Annotated in this window: 12 protein-coding genes and 2 tRNA genes; all 14 read right to left on the bottom strand. The window is 54.8% G+C overall.

The annotated features are described in order from the left end of the window. Positions 1-46: 46 nt before the first annotated feature. The gene (gene yedF / locus H0S68_RS02085; protein WP_004952879.1) at positions 47-286 is read right to left on the bottom strand and encodes a sulfurtransferase-like selenium metabolism protein YedF; all 240 of its coding nucleotides are present in this window, start codon (positions 284-286) and stop codon (positions 47-49) included. Continuing rightward, positions 283-1497, bottom strand: a complete 1215-nt coding sequence (yedE, locus tag H0S68_RS02080; protein ID WP_046374648.1) for a selenium metabolism membrane protein YedE/FdhT — start codon at positions 1495-1497, stop codon at positions 283-285. The genes yedF and yedE overlap by 4 nt, the downstream gene beginning before the upstream one ends. Before the next feature lie 147 nt (positions 1498-1644). Then, entirely contained in the window at positions 1645-3612 is a 1968-nt protein-coding gene (locus H0S68_RS02075) for a DEAD/DEAH family ATP-dependent RNA helicase (RefSeq protein WP_020824957.1), read from the bottom strand. Beyond that, a complete protein-coding gene (gene yrbN / locus H0S68_RS02070; RefSeq protein ID WP_223499600.1) occupies positions 3602-3676 on the bottom strand; it encodes a protein YrbN in 75 nt (24 codons plus the stop codon). Before yrbN ends, H0S68_RS02075 begins: the two co-directional genes overlap by 11 nt. A 122-nt stretch (positions 3677-3798) precedes the next feature. Continuing rightward, positions 3799-4683, bottom strand: a complete 885-nt coding sequence (gene nlpI / locus H0S68_RS02065; RefSeq protein WP_012004952.1) for a lipoprotein NlpI — start codon at positions 4681-4683, stop codon at positions 3799-3801. Positions 4684-4811: 128 nt separating this feature from the next. Beyond that, entirely contained in the window at positions 4812-6929 is a 2118-nt protein-coding gene (pnp, locus tag H0S68_RS02060) for a polyribonucleotide nucleotidyltransferase (RefSeq protein WP_020824956.1), read from the bottom strand. Between the two features lie 255 nt (positions 6930-7184). Continuing rightward, on the bottom strand, positions 7185-7454 hold the full coding sequence (gene rpsO, locus H0S68_RS02055) for a 30S ribosomal protein S15 (RefSeq protein ID WP_012004950.1): 270 nt from the start codon (positions 7452-7454) through the stop codon (positions 7185-7187). 123 nt (positions 7455-7577) lie between these two features. After that, positions 7578-8522 (bottom strand): tRNA pseudouridine(55) synthase TruB, encoded by a 945-nt coding sequence (gene truB / locus H0S68_RS02050; RefSeq protein WP_020824955.1) that lies wholly within the window; start codon positions 8520-8522, stop codon positions 7578-7580. Continuing rightward, positions 8522-8932, bottom strand: coding sequence for a 30S ribosome-binding factor RbfA (gene rbfA, locus H0S68_RS02045; protein WP_020824954.1), 411 nt, complete (start codon positions 8930-8932; stop codon positions 8522-8524). The genes truB and rbfA overlap by 1 nt, the downstream gene beginning before the upstream one ends. A 68-nt stretch (positions 8933-9000) precedes the next feature. Next, positions 9001-11688 (bottom strand): translation initiation factor IF-2, encoded by a 2688-nt coding sequence (gene infB / locus H0S68_RS02040; RefSeq protein ID WP_020824953.1) that lies wholly within the window; start codon positions 11686-11688, stop codon positions 9001-9003. A gap of 24 nt (positions 11689-11712) precedes the next feature. After that, positions 11713-13221: a transcription termination factor NusA gene (gene nusA, locus H0S68_RS02035; protein WP_004952855.1), complete on the bottom strand. Its 1509-nt coding sequence runs from the start codon at positions 13219-13221 to the stop codon at positions 11713-11715. Between the two features lie 21 nt (positions 13222-13242). Next, positions 13243-13695, bottom strand: coding sequence for a ribosome maturation factor RimP (gene rimP, locus H0S68_RS02030; RefSeq protein ID WP_071827073.1), 453 nt, complete (start codon positions 13693-13695; stop codon positions 13243-13245). 217 nt (positions 13696-13912) lie between these two features. Then, positions 13913-13989 (bottom strand) — tRNA-Met (locus tag H0S68_RS02025). Between the two features lie 60 nt (positions 13990-14049). After that, positions 14050-14136 (bottom strand) — tRNA-Leu (locus H0S68_RS02020). Positions 14137-14165 lie beyond the last annotated feature (29 nt).

Here is a 14165-nt window from a genome sequence, read left to right as displayed (position 1 = left end):
CGTCCGCCATGCAAAAATGGGGCAGCACACCGCTGCCCCACGTCGGTTAACGCTGGATAAGATAGCGGATGGTTGGCCCGTCCTGCTGAATATCCAACACTTTGTAACCGTGATTCCGCGCGTCGAGTGGAATGTTGTTGATCGACTGCGGGCAGTCGCTGATCACTTCCAGGATCTCGCCCGGCTTCAACTGTGGCATCGCCTCCAGCGTGGCCACTGCCGGATACGGACAAGGTTCACCCAGCATATCCAACCGATAATCTGGCACTATCGCCGCTTGCTTCATGACACACTCCTCAAATTAACCACCTGCGCATCGGGTTTGGCGCGGAAAAAACGTTTCTCCCACCACAGCATGGCGGCAAACGCCAACGCCAGCAGCAGGTAAGTCACCAGCAGGCCGCCGATCGGCCCGAAAGTATCCAGCAGGTTGATCTTGTCGTAATCTGTGGCCAGCGCCGGGGCCAGGTCATCCCAGTAGTAAGCCAGCAGGGTCGCGCCGATGATGTTACCCAGCCCCACCCACCAATAGTGCACCTGTCCTTCCACCGCACGGTACATCCAGCCGGTTTCACAGCCGCCGGCCAGCACGATGCCGAAACCAAACAGCAGGCCGCCCAGAACCGCATTGGGGCCGGCCCACATGATTTTCGGCGCGACACCCAACTGCACATAGCTGAAAATGCCGATGGCGCTCACCGCCATGCCGATAATGATCGCTTTCGCCATGTGGGTGCGACCGGTGATCCATAAATCGCGGAAGGCTGAGGTGAAGCAGATCTGCGCACGCTCAATCAGCAGGCCAAAACCGATACCGAACAGCATGGCGATACCCAGCTTCGGCGCATCGAACAGCGTCCAAAGTGACCAGGCTACCGACAGACAGAAAATCACCATGCCCAAACGGAAGCGGCGGCGCGCCTGCTCCGGCTTTTGCGTCAACGGGGCGGCGGCTTTTACCTTCTGTAATTTCACCGGGATGCGAAACATCGGCAACAGGGTAAATTTGGCGCCAAAGTAGGAGCCAGCAGCGGTCGCCAGTGCGAAGAACCAGGCGTGCAGCGAGAACTGAGGAATACCGGTAAAGAACGCCGCCAGGTTGCAGCCCATCGCCAGACGGGCACCGAAGCCGGCGATAATGCCGCCCAACAGCGCCTGCACAATGCGAATGCGGTGCTGTGGCTGGCGCAGCTTGATGTTATTGGCCCACAGTGCGGCAGCGATACAGCCAGCGAACATGCCGATGATCATCCTGCCGTCGATGCGCTGCAGCGGCGTGCCCTCAAGGCCGATAACCTTGAAGTAGCCCCATTGCTCAGGGTGCAGGCCGAACCACTGCAATACATGGCCACCCCAGCGGGTAAATTCCCCGGTTACCGCCCAGAAGGTACCGGTCAAACCAAAGTAGTAGGTAGAGAGGATCCCTGCGGCAATCACCGCGGGTAAAGGTGCCCAAAAGCGCACCAGGTATTGAGACTTGAACTGCTGCCAACTCATGGCATCTCCCGTGCGTAGTATCCATAAGAAAAAACCTTATAAATGATACGCCATTTTCTGCCATTTAACGGTGAATTTCAGGCATAAAAAAACCAGCCCGAAGGCTGGTTTCTTAGTCCGATTAACCGCAAGCGGTCAAATCAGATGTTATGCATCACCGAAACGGCGACGTGGTGCAGCCGGAGCGGCGTCATCACGACGTGGGGCGCGTTGGCCGTCACGGTTGAAGTTACCGCCACGACGTTCGCCACCGTTGCCGGCAGGTGCAGCAGCACCGCCTTCACGACGATCACCGAAAGAACGACGGCCTGGGTTTGCCCCTTCACGGCGTTCGCCGTTGAATGGACGACCACCGCCACGACGCTCGCCGTTACCTGCACCAGCACCGCCTTCGCGACGCTCACGACGTTCATGCGGCTGTGCATCGCCCAGCAGTTGCATGTTCATCGGCTTGTTCAGGATACGAGTACGGGTGAAGTGAGACAGGATCTCGCCCGGCATGCCTTTTGGCAGTTCGATGGTCGAGTGACCAGCAAACAGCTTGATGTTACCGATGTAACGGCTGCTGATGTCACCTTCGTTAGCGATCGCGCCAACGATATGACGAACTTCAACGCCGTCATCACGGCCCACTTCAATGCGGTACAGCTGCATTTCGCCAACGTCACGGCGCTCGCGACGTGGGCGATCTGCGCCACCATCACGGCTGTCTGGACGTGCGTCACGACGACGGTCGCTGCCGCGGTCGTCACGGTCGTTGAATTCACGACGCTGACGTGGTTTGAACACGGGATCCGGTGGCAAGATCAGAGGACGTTCGCCCTGTGCCATTTTCAGCAGTGCTGCGGCCAGGGTTTCCATTTCCAACTCTTCTTCCGGCTGCAGTTTAGCCAGCAGTGCGCGGTACATGTCCAGATCGCTGCTTTCCAGCTGTTGCTGTACTTTAGCGGCGAACTTGGCCAGACGACGCTCACCCAGCAGTTCTGCGTTTGGCAGTTCAACTTCTGGAATGGTCAGCTTCATGGTGCGTTCGATGTTGCGCAGCAGGCGGCGTTCGCGGTTTTCTACGAACAGCAGCGCACGGCCGGCACGACCAGCACGGCCGGTACGGCCGATACGGTGAACGTAAGACTCTGAATCCATAGGGATGTCATAGTTTACCACCAGGCTGATACGCTCAACGTCCAGGCCACGAGCAGCAACGTCGGTTGCGATCAGGATATCCAGACGACCATCTTTCAGGCGCTCCAGGGTCTGCTCACGCAGTGCCTGGTTCATGTCGCCGTTCAGTGCTGCGCTGCTGTAACCGCTGCGCTCCAGCGCTTCAGCCACTTCCAGGGTCGCGTTTTTGGTACGAACGAAGATAATCGCCGCATCAAAGTCTTCCGCTTCCAGGAAACGCACCAGCGCTTCGTTTTTACGCATGCCGTGCACAGTCCAGTAGCTCTGGCTGATGTCCGGACGGGTAGTGATGCTGGATTGGATGCGCACTTCCTGCGGCTCTTTCATAAAGCGGCGGGTAATGCGACGGATCGCTTCCGGCATGGTTGCGGAGAACAGCGCGGTCTGATGTTCAGCCGGGATCTCTGCCATGATGGTTTCTACGTCTTCGATAAAGCCCATGCGCAGCATTTCGTCGGCTTCATCCAGCACCAGACCGCTCAGGTTAGAGAGGTTCAGGGTGCCACGCTTCAGGTGGTCCAGCAGACGGCCTGGAGTCCCTACTACGATTTGCGGGCCCTGACGCAGAGCGCGCAGCTGCACGTCATAACGCTGGCCGCCGTACAGGGCCACGACGTTAACGCCATGCATGTGTTTGGAGAAATCAGTCATCGCTTCAGCAACCTGAACCGCCAGTTCGCGGGTCGGTGCCAGCACCAGGATCTGAGGTGCTTTCAGGGAAGCGTCAAGGTTGTGCAGCAGTGGCAGCGAGAATGCTGCAGTTTTACCACTACCGGTCTGTGCCATGCCCAGCACATCACGGCCGTTCAACAGGTGAGGAATACACTCAGCCTGGATCGGTGAAGGTTTTTCATAGCCCAGATCGGTCAGGGCAGAAATGATCGGAGCAGACAGCCCCAGGTCAGCAAAAGAGGTTTCAAGCTCAGTAGTCATGTACACGTGCCTCATTAATAATGGCAGCCAGTCTACATAACTCGTCGAGAAAATTTTCAGTCATTTTCATTGAAAAGTGTGAACCGGCTCAAATTAGATTATAAAACGAACAAAAAAGCCCTCGCCCGTTAAGACGATAACTTTGGCAAAAAACCAATGTATATCAGGCTGATAGTTGTTCGTCAGCTATTGCTGGTCCGATTCCGATAGGTCGTCTTGTTCTTGGCCTAACAGCGCCAATTCCAACAATGCATAGCGGTGCTCAACGAAGTTATGAACGTTGTTAGCGACCGTCAGTTTGAACAGCGCCGAAGCGGTGTCCTTGTCCCCCAGACTTAGGTAATGCTTACCTAAATAGAAGTCAGTTTCACTGAGATGCTCAGCGAGCGAAGTGTTATCCGTTGCATCTGCCTTGAGCCTTTCCATCAGCGTTTTTTCACTGATGTTGCCCAGGTAGAATTCGACAATATTCCATCCCCATTGCCCTCGGTTCGCTTTGTCATAACGCTGCTGGAGCGCTACGTCAGCCTTCTTGGGATCGATTTCTCTTTCCACCAGATAAAGCCACAACGAACGGAAGGGATCGTTTGGGTCGTCTTGATAAAACGCCTGCAGATCATCCTGCGCCAACGGGAAGCGGCCGCCATAATACAGTGCGATGCCCCGGTTTAAACGCGCGTAATTGTAAGTTGGATCAAGCTCTAGTACAGAATCAAACGCTTCATAGGCAGCATCAAAATTGCCTGCCTGCGTTAAGTAAATGCCCAGGTAGTTGAAAACTTCTGGCATATCAGGACGTATCGCCAGCGCTTGCGAGAAATCATTGCGCGCCAGTGCACGTAGCCCGAGGCTATCATACAGCACACCGCGCTCATATAAAAGCTGCGCACGCTCATCGTCCGTCAGTGCCCGGCTGGCAAGTATTTGTTCCATGCGCGCCAGGATCACTTCCTGCTGCAGAGTTGGCTGCAACGGGATCGCCAAAACTTCGTCTTTACGCCAATCATGGTTGCTGCATCCTGCCAGCATGAGTGCTGTCGCAACGTAACACCAGCGCAAGAAAGGCTTCATTTCCCACTCCCGAAGACAAACATTGGATGAACATCCTTTCATCCGTTTGCTAATACGCAAGCATCCTACCCGCGCGATACGAACAGCTCCCAACCCCATGGCCGGGAGCTGTAAATCTATCTATACAGTTATTCTGCTTCAGGCGCAGGTGAACCTGCTTCTGGTGCGGTCGCTTCTTTGATGCTCAGACGCACGCGGCCCTGACGGTCAACTTCCAGTACCTTAACCGGTACTTCCTGACCCATCTGCAGATAGTCGGTCACTTTCTCAACGCGCTTGTCTGCGATTTGAGAGATGTGCACCAGACCTTCTTTACCGCCGCCGATCGCCACGAATGCGCCGAAATCAACGATACGGGTAACTTTACCCTGGTAAATACGGCCCACTTCGATCTCGGCAGTGATCTCTTCGATGCGGCGAATAGCGAATTTCGCTTTCTCACCGTCGGTAGCAGCGATTTTCACTGTACCATCATCTTCGATTTCGATGGTAGTGCCGGTCTCTTCGGTCAACGCACGGATGACAGAGCCGCCTTTACCAATCACGTCTTTGATCTTGTCCGGGTTGATTCGGATAGTGTGAATACGTGGTGCGAACTGAGAGATATCGCCGCGCGGAGTGCTGATAGCCTGTTCCATCACGCCCAGGATGTGCAGACGCGCGCCCTTGGCCTGGTTCAGTGCAACCTGCATGATTTCGCGGGTGATGCCTTCAATTTTAATGTCCATCTGCAGCGCGGTAATACCGTCACGGCTACCCGCTACTTTGAAGTCCATGTCGCCCAGGTGATCTTCGTCACCCAGAATGTCGGACAGAACCACAAAGTTGTCTTGTTCTTTCACCAGGCCCATTGCGATACCCGCAACGGCGGCTTTGATTGGCACACCAGCGTCCATCAGCGCCAGAGAAGCGCCACAGACTGAAGCCATGGAAGAAGAACCGTTAGATTCGGTGATTTCGGAAACCACACGCACCGTGTACGGGAAATCTTCTGCTTTAGGCATCATAGCCAATACGCCGCGTTTCGCCAGGCGACCGTGACCAATTTCACGACGTTTAGGCGAACCTACCATCCCGGTCTCACCAACGGAGTACGGAGGGAAGTTGTAGTGGAACAGGAAGCTGTCGGTCTTCTCGCCCATCAGCTCATCCAGGTTCTGCGCATCACGTGCGGTACCCAGAGTTGCAGTAACCAGAGCCTGAGTTTCACCACGGGTGAACAGTGCGGAACCGTGGGTACGCGGCAGTACGCCGGTGCGCACGTCCAGACCACGGATCATGTCTTTTTCACGGCCGTCGATACGCGGCTCGCCACGCAGCACGCGGCTACGAACGACGTTTTTCTCAACGCTGCCCAGGATGTCCTGAATTTCAGACGCGTCCAGGGTTTCGTCCTGTGCCAACAGGGTTTCAACAACGCTGTTCTTGATCGCATCTACCTGAGCGTAACGCTCTTGTTTTTCGGTGATGTGATAAGCGTCGCCCAGGCGGCCTTCTGCCAGTTCTGCAACGCGCGCGTGCAGCGCTTCGTTGACTGCAGGTGCCTGCCAATCCCACTTAGGCTTGCCGGCTTCGGCAACCAGGGAATTGATGTTCTCGATAACGATCTGCTGTTGCTCGTGGCCAAAGACCACCGCGCCCAGCATTTGATCTTCGCTCAGAACGTCAGCTTCGGATTCAACCATCAGCACTGCGCCTGCGGTACCGGCAACCACCAAGTCCAGGCTGCTTTCTTTCAGCTCGTCAGTCGTTGGGTTCAGCACGTACTGGCTGTTGATGTAACCCACGCGAGCAGCACCGATTGGGCCATTGAACGGAATACCGGACAGGCTCAGGGCTGCCGAGGCACCGATCATCGCAACGATGTCCGGGTTAACCTGCGGGTTTACGGAAACAACGGTCGCGATCACCTGAACTTCGTTCAGGAAGCTGTCCGGGAACAGTGGACGGATCGGACGGTCAATCAGACGGGAAGTCAGAGTTTCGCCTTCGCTCGGACGGCCTTCACGACGGAAGAAACTGCCCGGGATACGACCAGCAGCGTAGGTACGCTCCTGATAGTTAACGGTCAGTGGGAAGAAGCTCTGGCCTGGTTTGGCTTTTTTCTGGCCAACTACGGTAACGAATACGGCGGTGTCATCCATGCTCACCATCACGGCGGCGGTGGCTTGACGAGCCATCATACCGGTCTCAATAGTGACGGTATGCTGGCCATACTGGAATTTGCGAATGATCGGTGTCAGCAAAATTATATCCTTAGATTAGGCGCGCAATCGTATTGACGACTCGACACGCCATTGACTCGATTTGCCTTCTCACTACATCCTCGCGACTAATGACAATCCTTATCTCAAGCCTGAGACAAAGCCTCTCATTAGCCGCGCGAACCTCTGTAATGGAAGATCCTGTTTGGAAACATCAGTAATACATTAACCTGATTTGCTTATGCTTCCTAGAAGAAAGGGGCCCAAATAGGCCCCTTTCCACTGAAACTCGCTAGATTAGCGACGCAGACCCAGACGCTCGATCAGGCTGGTGTAACGTGCTACATCTTTACGCTTCAGGTAGTCCAGCAGCTTACGACGCTGAGAAACCATACGCAGCAGACCACGACGGCTGTGGTGATCTTTTTTGTGCTCTGAGAAGTGGCCTTGCAGATGGTTGATCTGCGCAGTCAACAGGGCAACCTGAACTTCGGAAGAACCGCTGTCGTTAGTACCACGACCGAAATCAGCTACGATTTTAGCTTTAGCTTCAACACTTAGAGACATTGTAATACTCCAGATTATAGATAATAAATACAGGCGCCGATCTCTAATTCAGCAACCCAATGCATAAGCTGCGCCATTCTACCCTTAGCGCAGTGCGATCGCAAGGCAGTGCGTTTTCTGCCCTCAGTCGAAATATTCGACGACCAGGCGGCGCGGCGCCACACGACCGTCATCGGCGATATCACCCACGCCGATAAATTTACGCTCTTCACCTTCGGTGATACGTACCATGCCCGAGGCCGGCGCACCGGCAACCTGTACGGGCTGCCCCTGCTTAACGTATCCCGCGACTACCGGCAGCAAATTCACTTCCGGGTAGTTCTCCACCGGGCTGTCCATCGGCATCAGCAGAGGATCGAGCAGCTCGCCTGGCGCGACTTCCTGTGCCTGTGCCTGCTCCAGCAATTCGTTCAGCTGTTCCAGCGTGACCATCCTTTCGATCGGATAGGTCGCCACCTGCAGACGACGCAGGTAGATCACATGTGCGCCACACCCCAGCAGCTCACCGAGGTCGTCGGTAATGGTGCGGATGTAGGTGCCTTTCGAACAGTGAATTTCCAGCTCCAGTTCGTCCCCTTCCCAGCGGATAAACTGCAGATCGTAAACGGTGATGCTGCGTGCTTCGCGCGGAACTTCGATACCTTGACGAGCATACTCATAGAGTTTCTTGCCCTGGTACTTCAGCGCCGAATACATCGAAGGCACCTGCTTGATATCGCCGCGGAAGCTGTCCAGCGCCGCATCGAGCTGCGCCTGGGTGAAGTTCACCGGACGTTCCTGCACAATCTGGCCGTCGGCGTCCGAAGTATCGGTGCGCTGACCCAGTCGAGCAATAACGCGATAGCGTTTGTCGGAATCGAGCAGGAACTGTGAGAACTTGGTCGCCTCACCGAGGCAAATCGGCAGCATGCCGGTCGCCAGCGGGTCGAGCGCGCCGGTGTGTCCCGCGCGGTTGGCGTTATAGAGGCGTTTTACTTTTTGCAGGGCGTCGTTAGACGACAGGCCCTGCGGTTTGTCCAGCAACAGGACGCCGTGGATATCACGGCCGCGGCGACGAGGGCGACTCATTAAGCCTCCTCGTCATCGCCTGATGCGGAACGGCGTTCGGCGTCGTTCTTCACTACGTTAGTCACCAGGTTGGACATGCGCATGCCTTCAACCAGAGAGTTGTCGTAAGCGAAGGTCAGCTCAGGTACTACACGCAGACGCATGGCTTTGCCCAGCAATGTGCGGATGTAGCCCGAAGCGTCTTGCAGCGCTTTGATACCGTTTGGCACCAGTTCCGGATCCGGGTTTTCGGTCAACACGTTCAGGAAGGTGACATAAACTTTGGCATAGGCCAAATCGCGAGAAACTTCTACACCAGAAACGGTAGCCATGCCGATACGCGGATCTTTGACTTCACGCTGCAGAATGATAGCAATCTCTTTTTGCATCTCTTGTGCCACGCGCTGACCGCGGCTGAATTCTTTTGCCATTATGGATTCTCCAGACAAATCGGGGGGCACAAGGCCCCCCAGAAAAGACTTAAGCAGATGTGCTAGCGTTAAGCGATGGTACGTTGGATCTCGATGATTTCGAAGACTTCGATCATGTCGCCGACGCGCACGTCGTTGTAGTTCTTAACGCCGATACCACATTCCATGCCGTTACGGACTTCGTTAACGTCATCTTTGAAGCGGCGCAGGGATTCCAGCTCGCCTTCATAGATAACCACGTTGTCGCGCAGAACGCGGATTGGGTTGTGACGCTTGATGTTACCTTCGGTAACCATACAACCGGCAATAGCACCGAATTTAGGTGATTTGAACACGTCACGCACTTCGGCCAGACCGATGATCTGCTGCTTGTACTCAGGCGCCAACATACCGCTCATCGCCTGCTTCACTTCGTCGATCAGGTTATAGATCACGGAGTAGTAACGCAGATCCAGGCTTTCTGCTTCAATCACGCGGCGCGCAGAAGCATCGGCACGGACGTTGAAGCCCAGGATGATGGCGTTGGAAGCGGCTGCCAGCGTTGCGTCGGTTTCAGTGATACCACCTACGCCAGAACCAACAATCTTCACTTTCACTTCGTCGGTAGAGAGTTTCAACAGTGAATCCATGATGGCTTCACAAGAACCCTGTACGTCGGATTTCAGTACGATGTTCAGCTCAGAAACTTCACCGTCGGTCATGTTCGCAAACATGTTTTCCAGTTTGGATTTCTGCTGACGCGCCAGTTTAACTTCGCGGAACTTGCCTTGACGGTACAGCGCAACTTCACGCGCTTTCTTCTCGTCACGCACAACGGTCGCTTCATCACCGGCGGCAGGAACGCTGGACAGACCCAGGATCTCAACCGGAATAGAAGGACCCGCAGAGGTCACTTCGCGACCCAGCTCGTCACGCATCGCACGCACGCGGCCGTATTCGAAGCCACACAGAACGATATCGCCTTTGTTCAGCGTACCTTCCTGTACCAACACGGTAGCAACCGGACCACGACCTTTATCCAGGAAGGATTCGATAACTACGCCGCTGGCCATGCCGCTGCGTACTGCTTTCAGTTCGAGAACTTCGGACTGCAGCAGGATAGCGTTCAGCAGTTCGTCGATACCGGTACCGGCTTTCGCAGATACGTGAACGAACTGAGCTTCGCCGCCCCACTCTTCCGGCATAACGCCGTACTGGGACAGTTCTTGCTTAACGCGATCCGGATCGGCTTCCGGCTTGTCAATTTTGTTCACTGCAACCACCAACGGTACCTGCGCTGCTTTCGCATGCTGGATAGCTTCGATGGTTTGCGGCATCACGCCGTCGTCGGCAGCAACAACCAGAACAACGATGTCAGTCGCCTGAGCACCACGGGCACGCATTGAAGTAAAGGCTGCGTGGCCTGGGGTATCCAGGAAGGTGATCATGCCGTTGTCGGTTTCTACGTGGTAAGCACCGATATGCTGGGTAATACCGCCGGCCTCGCCTGCTGCCACCTTGGTGGAGCGGATGTAGTCCAGCAAAGAAGTTTTACCGTGGTCGACGTGGCCCATGATGGTCACAACTGGCGCACGTGGCTCAGCCGCTGCACCGGTATCACGGTCGCTCATCAGCGCTTCTTCCAGCTCGTTCTCACGACGCAGGATAACTTTGTGGCCCATCTCTTCGGCAACCAGCTGCGCGGTTTCCTGATCGATGACCTGGTTGATGGTGGCCATTGCGCCCAGCTTCATCATCGCTTTGATGACCTGAGAGCCTTTAACCGCCATTTTGTTAGCCAGTTCGGCTACGGTGATGGTTTCGCCGATAATAACGTCGCGGTTAACCACCTGAGCTGGCTTGTTGAAGCCCTGCTGCAGAGTGCTTGGCTTACGCTTGCCTTTACCACCACGGGTAACGGCGCGCGCTTCTTCACGGTCTGCTTTAGACTCGGAAAGCTTGTTGCCTTTCTTCTGCTTGGTCGCTTTACCGCCACGGGTGCGGCTGCGGCGTTCGCCTTCAACTTTAGCGTCGTTTTCGTCTTCAGCGGCACGGGCGTGCTGAGAGGTAGTCACGTGGTAATCGGCTGTTTCAACCGCAGCGCTTGCTGCTTCAGCTTCGGCCCACTTCTCACCGTTCTCTTCTGCCATGCGGCGAGCTTCTTCCGCTACGCGTTTGGCGTCTTCTTCGACCTTACGGCGTACTTCCTCTTCCGCTTTACGTTTCAGTTCAGCGGCTTCGGCTTCACGGCGTGCTTTTTCTGCCTGAGCTGGCTTGGTCATTTCGTCGGTATGTTGATTCGTCACTTTTTCTTTTTCCGCTGAATTACGCTTAGCAATCTCCGCGGCCTCACGTTTGGCTTGCTCTTCGGCTGCGCGCTTCGCTTCTGCTTCGCGTTTCGCTAGCTCTTCCGCTTCGCGCTGTGCCTGCTCTTCCGCTTCACGCTGTGCCTGCTCTGCCGCTTCAGCCTGTTGGGCTTCTGGCGTATCGCGATTTACATAAGTGCGTTTCTTGCGGACCTCAATTTGCACCGATTTACTTTTACCGCCGGTGCTCGGAATATTCAAGGTGCTGCGCGTTTTGCGCTGCAACGTGAGCTTACCAGGCGCGCTACCGTGTTCACGGTTCAGGTGCGCCAGTAAGGCTTCTTTCTCATGTTGGGTTACAGAGTCTGTCTCAGACTTGTTAATCCCTGCATCAGCAAACTGCTGTACCAGGCGATCAACTGGAGTCTGAATCTCTGCTGCCAGCGATTTTACGGTTACATCTGTCGTCATGCTGTTCCTTCCTGCTACAGTTTATTACGCGTTGTCGCCAAACCAACAGATATTACGTGCGGCCATAATCAGCTCGCCGGCTTGCTCATCGCTAAGCCCTTCAATATCAGCCAGATCGTCAACACCCTGCTCGGCAAGATCTTCCAGCGTACAAACCCCACGCGCGGCCAGTTTAAAGGCCATGCTGCGCTCAAGACCCGGAAGGTTGAGCAAATCGTCAGCAGGTTTTTGGTCGCCCAGGCTTTCTTCTTGGGCCAGGGCCAGCGTGGTCAATGCAGCTTTGGCGCGATCGCGCAACGCTTCAACCATATCTTCATCCAGACCGTCGATTTCCAGCAGCTCTTTGATTGGCACGTAAGCCAATTCTTCCAGCGTAGAGAAGCCTTCTTCAACCAGTACGGTGGCGAAATCTTCGTCGATATCAAGATACTTGGTGAAGGTATCAATGGCGGCATGAGCTTCGGCCTGGTGCTTGGCCTGCAGATCGTCCGCCGTCATCACGTTCAGTTCCCAACGGTCGTCGTCACGGTGTTGTTTTAACAGCTGGGATGCCAAACGCACGTTTTGGCCATTACGGCCGATCGCCTGTGCCAGATTGCTGGCTTCAACGGCGATATCCATAGTGCAATTATCTTCATCAACCACGATCGAGGCAACGTCTGCCGGCGCCATGGCGTTGATGACGAACTGCGCAGGGTTATCATCCCACAGGATGATGTCGATACGTTCACCGCCGAGCTCGCTCGAAACGGCCTGAACGCGCGCACCGCGCATACCTACGCAAGCGCCGACCGGGTCGATGCGTTTGTCGTTGGTTTTCACTGCAATTTTCGCACGGGAGCCTGGATCGCGGGCTGCCGCTTTAATTTCAATCACTTCTTCGCCGATTTCCGGTACTTCGATGCGGAACAGTTCTTTCAGCATCTCGGCGCTGGAGCGGCTGACGAACAGCTGGGCACCACGGGCTTCGGGACGAACGGCGTACAGGATGCCGCGGATGCGGTCGCCTGGACGGAAGTTTTCGCGCGGCAGCATGTCTTCACGGCCAATTACCGCTTCGGCGTTGCTGCCCAGATCCAGCGCAATGCTGTCACGGTTAACTTTCTTCACTACGCCGGTGACGATTTCACCTTCGTGCTGACGGAAAGCATCAACGACCATAGCGCGCTCGGCTTCACGTACTTTCTGTACGATAACCTGCTTCGCGGTTTGAGTGGTGATACGGTCGAAGGTCACAGATTCAATCTGATCTTCGATGTAACCGCCCAGCTCGATGCCTGGCTCTTCATACTGCGCAGCTTCCAGCGTGATTTCACGCGTTGGCTGAGTCACTTCATCTACGGCGACCCAACGGCGGAAGGTATCGAAATCGCCAGTTTTGCGGTCAATGCTGACGCGAACTTCGATTTCCTGCTCGTATTTTTTCTTGGTGGCGGTGGCTAATGCGGTTTCCAGCGCTTCGAAAATCTTCTCACGCGGAAGGGATTTTTCATTGGAAACAGCTTCAACAACAGCCAGAATCTCTTTATTCATCCTAGTTGCCTCATCCAAACTTTAAAAGTGGGGTACCAGGTTCGCTTTCTGGATATTGCTCAGCGCGAACACTTCATCTTTCCCTTCCACAGTAACCGTGATCATCTCGCCATCGACAGACTTGATAATGCCCTGCCATTTGCGACGGTTCTGTACGGCCATGCGCAGGACCAAGCTGACTTCATCACCGAGGAAACGAGTATAGTGTTCGGCGGTGAACATCGGGCGATCAAGGCCAGGAGAGGAGACTTCCAAGTTGTAAGCGACTGTGATTGGCTCTTCGACGTCCAATACAGCGCTGACCTGGTGGCTGACATCAGCGCAATCGTCAACATTGATGCCGTTTTCACTGTCAATATAGATACGGAGCGTCGATTGGCGCGCACGAATAAATTCGATGCCTACAAGTTCAAAGCCCAACGCTTCTACCGGTGCCGAAAGCATCTCTGTTAATTTTTGCTCTAATGTGGACAAGCCCACCCCCAAGACATAAAAAAAGGGCCTAATAGCCCAGTGATTCTGTTGCCAAATAACAAAAAACCCCGAAAATTCGGGGCTTTATGCAACTGGACCCTGTTTGCCGCTAAGCGGCTTCGGTGCAACTTTCTAACAAGTGTCATTTTCAAATGTTGATCGAGAAAAGCGGAATTCAATCGAAAAGTGTATTTGAAAATAAACACTTAAAGGAAAGTGGTTGCGGGGGCCGGATTTGAACCGACGACCTTCGGGTTATGAGCCCGACGAGCTACCAGGCTGCTCCACCCCGCGTCCGAAAACGTGGCAAATATTACGCCGATAATCGCAAAATTGCAAGTTATCTCTGGGATTTGGTACCGAGGATGGGACTCGAACCCACAAGCCCGTTAGGGCACTACCACCTCAAGGTAGCGTGTCTACCAATTCCACCACCTCGGTACTGATTCTTACTGCTAACGGCCGTTATT

The sequence above is a fragment of the Serratia sp. AXJ-M genome (assembly GCF_046531865.1).
Classification (GTDB): domain Bacteria; phylum Pseudomonadota; class Gammaproteobacteria; order Enterobacterales; family Enterobacteriaceae; genus Serratia; species Serratia liquefaciens.
This window is presented reverse-complemented; position numbering and strand designations above follow the sequence as displayed.